At 33.0% G+C, this 11,285-nt stretch carries 12 protein-coding genes; all 12 read left to right on the top strand.

Going from position 1 to position 11,285, the window contains the following annotated elements; translation table 11 throughout:
- Nucleotides 1-109: 109 nt before the first annotated feature.
- Nucleotides 110-325, top strand: a complete 216-nt coding sequence (locus tag VIL26_00775) for an AbrB/MazE/SpoVT family DNA-binding domain-containing protein (protein HEY8389479.1) — start codon at nt 110-112, stop codon at nt 323-325.
- 19 nt (nt 326-344) lie between these two features.
- Nucleotides 345-1,070 (top strand): ABC transporter ATP-binding protein, encoded by a 726-nt coding sequence (locus VIL26_00770; GenBank protein HEY8389478.1) that lies wholly within the window; start codon nt 345-347, stop codon nt 1,068-1,070.
- Between the two features lie 5 nt (nt 1,071-1,075).
- On the top strand, nt 1,076-1,828 hold the full coding sequence (locus tag VIL26_00765) for an ABC transporter permease (protein HEY8389477.1): 753 nt from the start codon (nt 1,076-1,078) through the stop codon (nt 1,826-1,828).
- Between the two features lie 210 nt (nt 1,829-2,038).
- Nucleotides 2,039-3,481, top strand: a complete 1,443-nt coding sequence (gene trpE / locus VIL26_00760) for an anthranilate synthase component I (protein HEY8389476.1) — start codon at nt 2,039-2,041, stop codon at nt 3,479-3,481.
- The gene (locus VIL26_00755) at nt 3,478-4,041 is read left to right on the top strand and encodes an aminodeoxychorismate/anthranilate synthase component II (protein HEY8389475.1); all 564 of its coding nucleotides are present in this window, start codon (nt 3,478-3,480) and stop codon (nt 4,039-4,041) included. Before trpE ends, VIL26_00755 begins: the two co-directional genes overlap by 4 nt.
- The gene (gene trpD / locus VIL26_00750; protein ID HEY8389474.1) at nt 4,041-5,039 is read left to right on the top strand and encodes an anthranilate phosphoribosyltransferase; all 999 of its coding nucleotides are present in this window, start codon (nt 4,041-4,043) and stop codon (nt 5,037-5,039) included. Before VIL26_00755 ends, trpD begins: the two co-directional genes overlap by 1 nt.
- A complete protein-coding gene (gene trpC / locus VIL26_00745) occupies nt 5,023-5,808 on the top strand; it encodes an indole-3-glycerol phosphate synthase TrpC (protein ID HEY8389473.1) in 786 nt (261 codons plus the stop codon). Before trpD ends, trpC begins: the two co-directional genes overlap by 17 nt.
- Nucleotides 5,809-5,813: 5 nt before the next feature.
- Complete coding sequence (locus VIL26_00740; protein ID HEY8389472.1) at nt 5,814-6,398, top strand: phosphoribosylanthranilate isomerase; 585 nt, start codon at nt 5,814-5,816, stop codon at nt 6,396-6,398.
- Nucleotides 6,391-7,575 carry a tryptophan synthase subunit beta gene (trpB, locus tag VIL26_00735; protein HEY8389471.1) on the top strand — a complete coding sequence of 395 codons (1,185 nt, stop codon included), beginning with the start codon at nt 6,391-6,393 and terminating at the stop codon, nt 7,573-7,575. The genes VIL26_00740 and trpB overlap by 8 nt, the downstream gene beginning before the upstream one ends.
- A complete protein-coding gene (gene trpA, locus VIL26_00730) occupies nt 7,568-8,323 on the top strand; it encodes a tryptophan synthase subunit alpha (GenBank protein HEY8389470.1) in 756 nt (251 codons plus the stop codon). The genes trpB and trpA overlap by 8 nt, the downstream gene beginning before the upstream one ends.
- A gap of 1,039 nt (nt 8,324-9,362) precedes the next feature.
- Nucleotides 9,363-10,247, top strand: coding sequence for a hypothetical protein (locus VIL26_00725; GenBank protein HEY8389469.1), 885 nt, complete (start codon nt 9,363-9,365; stop codon nt 10,245-10,247).
- A gap of 198 nt (nt 10,248-10,445) precedes the next feature.
- Nucleotides 10,446-10,685 carry a hypothetical protein gene (locus VIL26_00720; GenBank protein ID HEY8389468.1) on the top strand — a complete coding sequence of 80 codons (240 nt, stop codon included), beginning with the start codon at nt 10,446-10,448 and terminating at the stop codon, nt 10,683-10,685.
- Nucleotides 10,686-11,285 lie beyond the last annotated feature (600 nt).

The raw sequence follows: 11,285 nt of genomic DNA, 5'->3' as shown, positions 1-11,285 counted from the left end.
AAACTATTGCCTTTTTTTTATGATTTCTTATATAAAAGCTCTTGAGTATAAAATATTTATAATGTATAATAAGTATGAAAAGTATAACTAATCTAATTATGAGGTCAAAATGAAAGAGAATTCTGGCAGATATATTTTTGGAGTTTGTAAGGTTGGAGAAAAAGGGCAGATTGTTATTCCAAAAGAAGCTAGAGAGGTGTTTGATATAAAACCGGGCGACAGCTTGCTTATGCTTGGAGATATTAATCAAGGTGGTTTGGCATTGATAAAAACTGAAATTTTTCAAGCGGTGGCTGACAGCATCCTTAATAAAAAAGATGAATAAATTTTTGGAGTAAGAAAAAATGATAGCAATAAAAACAGATAGACTAAAAAAACAATTTGGTGATGTTATCGCTGTAAATGACTTGTGTTTGGAAATTATGCAAGGAGAGTTATATGCGCTTTTGGGTGTCAATGGCGCAGGCAAAACAACAACTATAAAAATGCTGTCTTGTCTTATCAATCCTACACAAGGCGATATTTCAATTATGGGGTATGACCCCAAAACACAGGCTCAGAAAATCAAACAGCTTATAGGCGTATCACCGCAAGAAACAGCAGTCGCTCCTAATCTTACGGTCAGAGAAAATATTGAATTAATAGCTGAGATTTATGGATTTGAGAAAGCAGAATTAAAACAAAGAACCGATGAGGTTATAACAAGATTAAAGCTAATTGATTTAGAAAGCAAAAAAGCCAAAAATTTATCCGGCGGATATCAAAGACGGCTTAGCATTGCAATGGCGCTTGTAACAAGTCCTAAGATTTTGTTTTTGGATGAGCCTACATTGGGGCTTGATGTGCTAGCAAGGCATGAATTATGGAAAATCATCGGCAGCTTGAAAGGAAATACTACGATTATCTTGACTACGCATTACATGGAAGAAGCTGAAAACTTGTCTGATAGAATTGGCATTATGGCAAAAGGCAAATTAGTTGCACAAGGTTCCGCACAAGAACTAAAAGAAATGGCTCATACGACAGATTTTGAAGAAGCGTTTGTAGCATTGGCAACAAAGGAGAACTGAAAAATATGAAAGCAATGGTTTTTGCAAAAAGAAATATAAAAGAAATCTTGAGAGATCCTCTAAGCCTAATATTTTTGATAGCATTTCCTATCGTTTTGCTGTTGTTTTTTGAAATTCTGATTTTTAGTATGGGCAAAAATGTTTTAGATGCAACGCCGCAATTTAAAATTGACAATCTTGCTGCAAGTATTACTATATTCAGCTTTTCATTTTGCACATTATTTATTGGTATGTTAATTTCGAAAGATCGCACTTCTTCTTTTGTAACAAGACTTAGAACAACACCTATGACTACAAAAGACTTCATTTTCGGATATTTGATGCCTATGCTGCCTCTTGCTATGGCTCAAGTAATCATTTGCTTTTTGGTCTCTATGATTTTTGGACTTAAGATCAGCGTCAATTTGCTATTGGCGATTATAGTGTTTATACCTTCAGCAGTTATGTTTTTGGCTTTGGGTATATTAATTGGCTCAGTATTTTCAGATAAGGCGGTTGGTGGAATTTCTTCGCTTATAATAAATTTAGCGGTAATCTTAGGCGGAATGTTTTTTCCGCTTCGCATTATGAAAGGCGCGTTTGTAACTGTTGCATATATCTTTCCTTTTGCACATGCTGTAGATTTGGCTGTTTATGCAATCAACGGACAATTTTCAAAGATTTTGATTCCACTATTGGTAGTTTCGCTTTATGCGGTTGCTTTATTGACTTTAGCGCTTTTGGTTTTTAGAAAAAAACTTATAATCGATAAGAATTAATACATAACATTTAGCTAAAAAAAGCCTTTAGATATTAAAGGCTTTTTTTATAGGTGATTAATAATTTATAGGTGATTAATAAAATAAAATTTTTATAAAAAAATAATAAATTTATATAAAAATATTGACAACAACCTTTTGTCTGAATATACTATTATTATAGTTTTAGTTTAGTAAAGTATAGATTAGTAATAGAGGAGTTCAGTTTTAGTGCATAAGGCAGAGATTTTTGATTTGTGCCAAAGTTTTGGCAAAGTTCCTATTTTTAAAAAAATTTATGCGGATTTTTACACGCCTGTTTTATTATTGCAAAAAATAGCACAGGTAAGCGATAATTATTACCTTTTTGAAAGCGTCAAAGAAAAAAGGTGGTCAAGATATTCTTTTTTGGGACTTGATCCAAAATTAACTGTAGAAATACAAGACGGAAAGCTAAAAGAAATTCAAGACGGCAAAGTTGAGATTTATGATAATGCTATTGAACGCTTGAAGATTTTGTTTGATAAATACAATTCTCCGCGCATTGATGGATTGCCCGTCTTTACAGGCGGTGCTGTCGGATATTTTGGCTATGAAAGTGCCAAGTATTTTGATAACGCGATTAAGTTCAATTCGCCCAAAACAGATGATCTTCCTGATATCAAGCTTATGTTTTTTGATGAACTTATTGTGTTTGACCATTATGAGCAATATCTTTATCTGATAGCCAATATTAATTCTGACTGCGATTTTGAAACAGAATATTCTAGATGTCAGTTTGTGCTAGAAAAATTAGAAAACATTATTCAATCTCAGGTTAAGATTACTAAAGAAAATTTCAAGCCGCCTGTTTTTAAATCAAATATTACCAAAGAAAGATATATTAATAATGTTATAAAGGCAAAAGAATATATCAAAAAAGGCGATATTTTTCAGGTAGTACCCTCTCAAAGATTTTGTGCAAATTTTGAGGGTAATCTTTTTGATGTCTATAGAAGTTTAAGACGTATCAATCCTTCTCCTTATCTTTATTATATAAAAACAGAGGAACTTGAAATCGCTGGGTGTTCGCCTGAAACGCTTATTCATATTGTTGGCGATGAGGTTATCACTTATCCAATAGCTGGTACGACAAGACGTGGGATAACAGAGGAGGAAGATAAGCTTTTGGAACAAAAACTTTTAAATGATCCTAAAGAAATAGCAGAACACGATATGCTGGTTGATTTAGGGCGAAATGACATAGGCAAGATATCCAAAATTGGCAGTATAGAAGTGAGAAATTATCTTAACGTAGAAAGGTTTTCTCATGTTATGCACCTAACTAGCGTTGTGGCAGGCAAGCTGAAAGAGGGAGTTCATATAATAGATGCTTTGGGCGCAGTGCTGCCTGCTGGCACATTGTCAGGCGCTCCCAAAATTCGTGCAATGCAGATTATAGACGAACTTGAGCCTTCAGCACGCGGCATCTATGGCGGAGCAATCTGTTATTTTGGATACAACGGAAATATGGATTGCTGTATTGCTATTCGCACTATTGTAAAATATAAGGACAAAATCAGTGTTCAATCAGGCGGCGGAATTGTACTTGACAGTGATCCTGAAAAAGAGTATGAAGAATCCTTAAACAAAGCAAAAGCGGTATTAGCCGCAGTTGACGAGGCAGTAAAATGATTTTATTGATAGACAATTATGACAGCTTCACTTACAATTTATATCAGTATATGGCTATAATTAATTCCGATATTACGATAGCTAGAAATGACCAAATAACCTTATCTGATATAGAAAAGATGAATCCGTCTCATATAGTGATAAGTCCAGGTCCTGGACATCCGAAAGATGCTGGTATAATAATTGATATTATTAAGCATTTTGGCGAACGCATTCCTATATTGGGTATTTGTCTTGGACATCAGGCAATAGGGCTGACATATGGCGGAAAAGTTGTTGGTGCCTCAAAAATCTATCATGGAAAAAAGACAGTAATAAAGGTTTTGAAAGACTCCAAGCTTTTTCAAGGTTTGCCCAAAGAGTTTTTTGCCGGACGATATCATTCGCTTATTGTTGAGGATTTGCCTAAAGATTTGGTTGTAACTGCTATTGATGAAGACGGTGTAGTTATGGGAATAGAACATGCTAACAATAAGGTTTACGGTTTGCAATTTCATCCCGAATCTATATTGACGGAATACGGAAATAAGATAATCAAGAATTTTTTGGAGGTTATATAATGAAAGATTTTTTAAAGAAAATAGTAGAAAAAAATAATCTGACACAAGACGAAGCAAGAGATGCAATGATAAAAATAATGAGCGGCGAAGTAAGCGATACTGTTTTGGCTTCTTATCTTACGGCACTAAAAGTAAAGGGTGAATCAATTGATGAAATAGCAGGTTCTGCTTTGGCAATGCGTGAAAAGGCAATAAAGTTTGATGCAGCTGATGCTTTAGATATAGTAGGTACAGGCGGCGACGGACTTAATACATTTAATGTGTCATCAGTATCAGCAGTGGTAGCGGCAGGCTGCAATATAAAAGTCGCAAAACATGGCAACAAGTCAGTATCCAGCAGATGTGGAAGTGCTGATGTTTTTGAAGCATTAGGTGTAAAAATTGATATTCCACATCAAAAAATGCAGCAAGTCTATGACTCCATTAATCTGGCGTTTTTGTACGCGCCTGTTTATCACACTTCTATGAAATTCGCTGGAAATGTTAGGCGTGAACTGGGTGTAAGAACTATTTTTAATATTTTGGGACCGCTGTCAAACCCCGCTTCAACAAAATATGCTCTTATAGGTGTATATGACCGTACGCTTTTGAAGCCTTTTGCAGAGGTGTTAGGAAAGATAGGCGTTGATCATGGAATAGTTGTTCATGGCGAAAATGGTCTTGATGAAGTTAATCCAGCCGGCACGACTTATATATGCGAAGTAAGAGACGGCGATGTGATCAGTTATACGCTTACTCCTAAAGATTTTGGATTTAGTCCTTGCAACCTAGAAGATATAATCGGTGCAGACGCTGCTGCCAATAAGCAAATTGCATTGAGAGTTTTACAGGGCGAAAAAGGCGCGCCTAGAGATACTGTTATTATGAACAGCGCCCTTGCGATTAAGACTGTACTTAAAAAATCTATTAAAGATTGTGTTGAATTGGCGAGAGAAAGTATAGACAGCGGAAACGCTTATAAAAAATTACAGGAATTTATAGATGCAACCAATAAATGATTTGTTAGCTCAGGTTATAAATAACAAAAGGAAGCAAATAGCTCAGGAAAAAGAATGCATGCCGCTGAAGATTTTGGAAGCTAATATTAAAAAACCTTTAGCTGACAACCTGTTTTTTAAAAATCTAAAAATCAATGATAAGCTGAATATAATCACAGAATTCAAAAAAGCCTCGCCTTCTGAGGGAGTGATCAACAGTGATTTAAAAATTGATTATTTTTTGGATCAGATTCAAGGGCAGGCGGCGGCTATAAGTGTTTTGACAGAAAAAAAATATTTTTTGGGCGATGAAAGCTATATAAAAGAGTTCAAAGAAAAATCTAATCTTCCTATTTTGAGAAAAGACTTTATTTTGGACGAATATGACGTTATAAAAACAGCGGTTATAAACGCCGATGCTATACTGCTTATTTGTGGAATTTTAAATAATGATGAACTAAAAAGATTTTATCGTCTATCAAAAGAACTTGGACTTGAGGCACTGGTAGAAGTACATAACAGACAGGAACTAGATAAGGCGCTGGACTTAGGAGCTAATATTATAGGAATAAATAATCGAGATCTAAAGACTTTTTTGGTTGATATTACTACAACAGAAAAGCTTATCAAATACATTCCTAGCGAATATATAAAGGTTTCTGAAAGCGGCATAAAAACACCAGAAGATGCAAGATATATAAAATCCTTGGGAGCAGATGCCGCGCTTATAGGAACGGCGTTTTCAAGAAGTGCAAAAATCAGCGATTTGTTAAAAAGCCTAAGGGTATAAACATTATGACCAAAATCAAACTTTGCGGATTAAGAACACATGATGATATAGACATTGTCAACACCTATATGCCAGATTATGTTGGATTTGTGTTTGTTCCTAATTCTAAAAGGTATGTATCAATAAGTGAAGCAAAAGCTTTTAAGCAAAGATTGAATAAGGGTATAAAAGCAGTTGGGGTTTTTCAAAATTCCAATAAAGACGAAATAGTTAGAGCAGTCGATATGGGTGTCGTTGATATTGTCCAGCTGCATGGAGAAGAAGATCAAAATTATATAGACAGTGTAAAAAAATTAGGCTGTCAGGTTATAAAAGCATATATGATAAAAGCTCATATTCCTGCCTTTTTAAAAAGCGATTATATTATGCTTGATAACCACAAAGGCGGAAGCGGACAAAGTTTTGATTGGGATTTGATTGATTTTGATTTACATAATACTTTTTTGGCAGGCGGAATCAATATTGACAATATCAATAAGGCGCTTACAAAAAAGCCTTATTGTATAGATATAAGCAGCGGCGCGGAAAGAAACGGAAATAAAGATGAAGTTTTAATAAAAGAATTAATAAAGGCGGTGCGAAATGGATAAGACAAGGTTTGGAATTTTTGGCGGTCAGTATGTAGGCGAAACTGTAATGTCTGCGCTAAACGAACTGTCTGAGGAGTATGAAAAAATAAGCAGCGATCCATCTTTTTGGACAGAATATAATGAATTGTTGCAAAAATACGCCGGCAGACCTTCACTATTGTATTACGCAACAAAGCTAACTCAAGACTTGGGCGGAGCCAAGATTTATCTAAAGCGTGAAGACCTTAATCATACGGGGTCCCATAAGATCAACAATGTTTTAGGTCAGGTTATTTTGGCTAAGCGAATGGGCAAAAAGCGTGTTATCGCAGAAACGGGTGCAGGACAGCATGGAGTCGCTACGGCTACGGTTGCTGCGTTGTTTGGTATGCAATGCACTATTTTTATGGGAAAGGAAGATACAATCCGTCAAGCACTTAATGTCTATCGCATGAAATTATTGGGCGCAGAAGTGGTAGCAGTAACAAGCGGAACACAGACATTAAAAGATGCGGTTAATGAAGCCATGAAAGAATGGGTGGCAAGGATTCAGGATACTTATTATGTCATAGGCTCTGCCATGGGACCTTATCCTTATCCAAAAATGGTTAGAGATTTCCAAAAAGTTATAAGTGCAGAAATTAAGGAGCAGATTTTTCAAGCTGAAGGCAGGCTTCCGGATATTGTTTGCGCTTGTGTAGGCGGCGGAAGCAATGCAATAGGTGCTTTTTATGAATTTTTGGAAAACAAATCAGTAAGACTTGTCGGATTGGAAGCTGCAGGAAAAGGTGTGGATACTGATTTACATGCGGCTACCTTGACCAAAGGCACTCAAGGAATTTTCCATGGAATGAAAGCTTATTTCGTCCAAAATGAACAAGGCAATATTGCGCCAGTTTATTCAATTTCAGCAGGACTGGATTATCCTGGCGTTGGGCCTGAACACTGTTATTTGAGAGATATCGGCAGAGCTGAGTATTATGCAGTTACAGACGACCAAGCGATCAATGCTTTTGAAGTGTTATCAAGAACGGAAGGAATTATTCCAGCTATAGAGAGTTCGCACGCGCTAGCTTATGTTTTGGAACAAGCACCCAAAATGTCTAAGGATGAGATAATTGTTTGCAATCTTTCGGGCCGAGGAGATAAGGACGTTGCGCATATAGCAAGATATAAAGGAGATATGCTTTATGAGTAGAATAAGCGAAGCTTTTGAAAAAGGCAAGGTTTTGATAACATATATAATGGCTGGAGATCCCGATCTTGATTCAACGCTTGATTATGTTTTGAAGCTTGAAAAGGCAGGAGCGGGCATTATTGAATTGGGTATTCCATTTTCAGATCCGTCGGCAGACGGCAGCGCAATAATGAAAGCCGGCTGCAGAGCGCTAAAAAATAATTATATTACTGATGATTATTTAGAATTGGTTCAAAAGATACGAAAAGTCAGTCAAATACCAATAGTTATTATGGCGTATGCTAACACCGTATTCTGTTATGGAATAGACAGGTTCTTTGAAAAATTAAATGCAATAGGCGGTGATGGAATAATTTTGCCTGATGTGTCTTATGAAGAGAGTGCGGAATTTGAACCTAGTGCGCAAAAACATGGTATAGATTATATCCCTTTAGTTGCACCTACATCTGAATCAAGAATAGAGATGATTACCAAAAAAGCGTCTGGTTTTGTGTATTGCATAAGTTCTTTTGGCGTTACCGGAGCAAGGGAATCAATAGACCACAACTTGCATAATATATATGGTTCGATTTCTTTGCCAAAAGCGGTAGGTTTTGGCATATCAAAAATCGAACATATAAAAGAACTTGGCAAATATTTTGACGGCATAATAATCGGTTCTAAAATAGTAGAATTTATAGAAAATAATCAGATTGAGCAAATGCAAGAGTTTGTATCAACGGCATCTTCTTTATTAAAGAGTATCTAAAAAAATTGATTTTAAAAGTCAAAACAGCGGTAGTTTCTACCGCTGTTTTTTACAATCAAAAAATATGTTTTTTTGTATAACTATTGACACAATAACAATACTTGTTTATAATATTGTAAAATTTTAAAATTAATAGGATTATCTTCAAAATCTAATCTTAGTACTTCTCAAAATGTTATTAATGAATATAATTACGATGAAAACGGCAATTTAATATATATTGACAATAATGGTATTGGTATTATTTATCAATTTACATATGATGATGATAACTTTTTATATGGAACTGTTAACGGTCAAAAACAGTACGAAAACCAATATGATATAAATAATATTTAATTAAAACAACATATGCTAATGGTCAGTATGTAGAATATGCTTATGATGATTTTAATCGCTATTCTTCTGTTTCTTATAACGACAATATTGCTTTTAAATATATATATTCTGAAGAATTAGCAAAAGAAATCAATCTGATTACTGGTTCAACAACAACATATACAATAACTGATGATGATACTATAACAGGAATTAAAGGAAATAATTTTGATTTTTCTTTTAATTACAATGAAAAAGAAGAATTAACATCAAATACTTTTAATTATAATTAATAACCGCACTTGTATGTTTAGCTTTTTTATTAATTTTTTATCCTAAAGAAATTGAATATGTATTAGAAAATATCTATGACGCAATAACAGATTTTTTTAAAGCAGCTAAAAGTGCGATGGCAAATTGGTGGGAAAAATTGACTAAGTCATCAAAATTAATAAACATCATATTGTTGCAAAAAATGCTGACAAGGCTGAATCAGCATGAAAAGTTTTAAGATCTGTAAATATTGATCCAGAAACTGATGAAAGGAACATAGTATCTTTAAAGCAAAGATTTCATGCTAAATTACATACTAATAACTATTGTAGTTCTGTCAATGCATGTTTTTATAAGAAAGATGGAAAACTTTTGCAGTTAACAGTACTTTAGTTGTTTTAAAAGTTTTGCTTTCTATAATGAATGTATTTTCTTGATGGTAATAAAAATGGAAAAGGTTATTAAAATATCAGTACATGATCTAATGCTTGATCAAAAGAGGTCTTTATTGTATTGTATAGGCAGTAAAGTGAAGATCTTTGATGTCGCTAATAAATTAAAAAAAATCAAAGTTCTTGATAATTTAAAACATCCTAATCAAATGCTTTTTGATGATGATTTGGGTATAATCATAGTCAAAAACACAATAGGTGGCTTTGCAATTTATAATTATGATAATTTTGAGTTAATAAAAAGATTTAATTTAAAGTCTATTAACGGCAATACGGATGATGATTTTATTTTTGACAAAGCAAATAAAGTAATTTATTGTATTGCAAGTGTTTTTAAAAACAAAAATTTGGAACTTGAATTGGTTAAGATTGCTTATGAAACCATGCAAATTGACTATATTCCACTAAAATTTGTTTTAGAAAAAAATATTTTATCTCATTATAGCTTGCATAAGATTGTTGGCAATGAATTATATCTTTTTTATACGATTATTAATATTAATAATTCATCTATTATAAAATCATCTTATGGGAAATATTTGATAGAAAATAATTGTTTAATAGAAATTGAAAACCTATGGGAAGCAAAAAGAGACTTTTCATTAATGAAAACTATTAATGAAAATTTATCATATGGCTTTAATTATATAGTTGATGTATCCAAAAAAGAGGTGTACTCATTAGAAAAAATATCAAAATCGGTTATATATAATATTTTTTGTTATAATGGTAGGCTTGCAATTATAACATCAGATAGAATTTATTTTGTAGAGAACTTTGAAACAATTGTAGATACAATAGACGGCAAGTATTTGTCTTGCTATTTAGAAACCGATGACTATAAGTTTATTGGATCTTGGGAATATCTACAAATTATGTAAAAAAATATTCTAAGGTTTATAATGCATAAAAAACTTAAGCAATAGGTCTTTTTTGCTGAGTATTGACATATTGACAAATTTAATTTTATATTTTATAATAATATTAACAACATTTCTTTTCATCTAAGACATATCAAATATCTGTTTTGAGTATAATCATTTTAGAGAAAAAGAAACAGGCTATAGGAGGTATGTAAGATGGCGCAAACAACTCCCAATAAGTATAAAAAAATTTGGATTATTGCTACCGTTATTCTTGCGGTAGTGCTTGTAGTATTTGTCATTTTGGCACAATATTTTAAAGTCTTTTTCTTGTTTTCTTATATTGCAATAGGTGTTTATTTCTTGTTTTTTATATTCTATCAGGTTTACGACATGTTTACTGCTAATAAGTCCAAAACCAAAGAAGATAAATTGAAAGATTATTACGAAAAATAACTTTTATGGCCCTGCAATAAAGGGTCAATCTTTTTAAGGTAGTGGAAATGGATCGCGAAGAGATGATGTATGTTGATGGGGGGGCATTTCGTTAAAAATGGCTTTTACTTTTCTAATCAAGATCTAGTTGTGGCATTGGGAGCATAAGCAACAATAAATAAAGAAAAAAAGGGATTATTATAGTCTGACAAAAATGCTGTAAATTTAAAATATGAAAAGATTATTAGCAGAAGTTTGTGTATGAACAGAGAATTATGCCATAAAATTGAATTCTAAGTATTAAACTTATTGAATATTTTATTTCAAAACGACACCTGAAGATAAGCTTTTTTAAGAGAATGGTTAATTTAATGCTCAATTAATTTAATTTCATAAGTACAATAGGTAAAATAAATAATTTCAAAAAGCAACACATTGTATAATATACACTTGACAAAAATATTGTTGTAATCTATTATATAATCAACTTTATAACAAATTTTGTTATTAATTATTAAGATGATAGTATGGGACATAAAGCAGGAGATCCGCACTAATTTTTTTGATTTTACATAATAATACACATATCTTGTTTTGGGTGCATTATGATGAATATAATTC

This window comes from Clostridia bacterium (assembly GCA_036562685.1).
GTDB lineage: Bacteria > Bacillota > Clostridia > Christensenellales > DUVY01 > DUVY01.
Note: the sequence above shows the minus strand (reverse complement) of the source record. Positions and strands in the feature narration are given on the sequence as shown.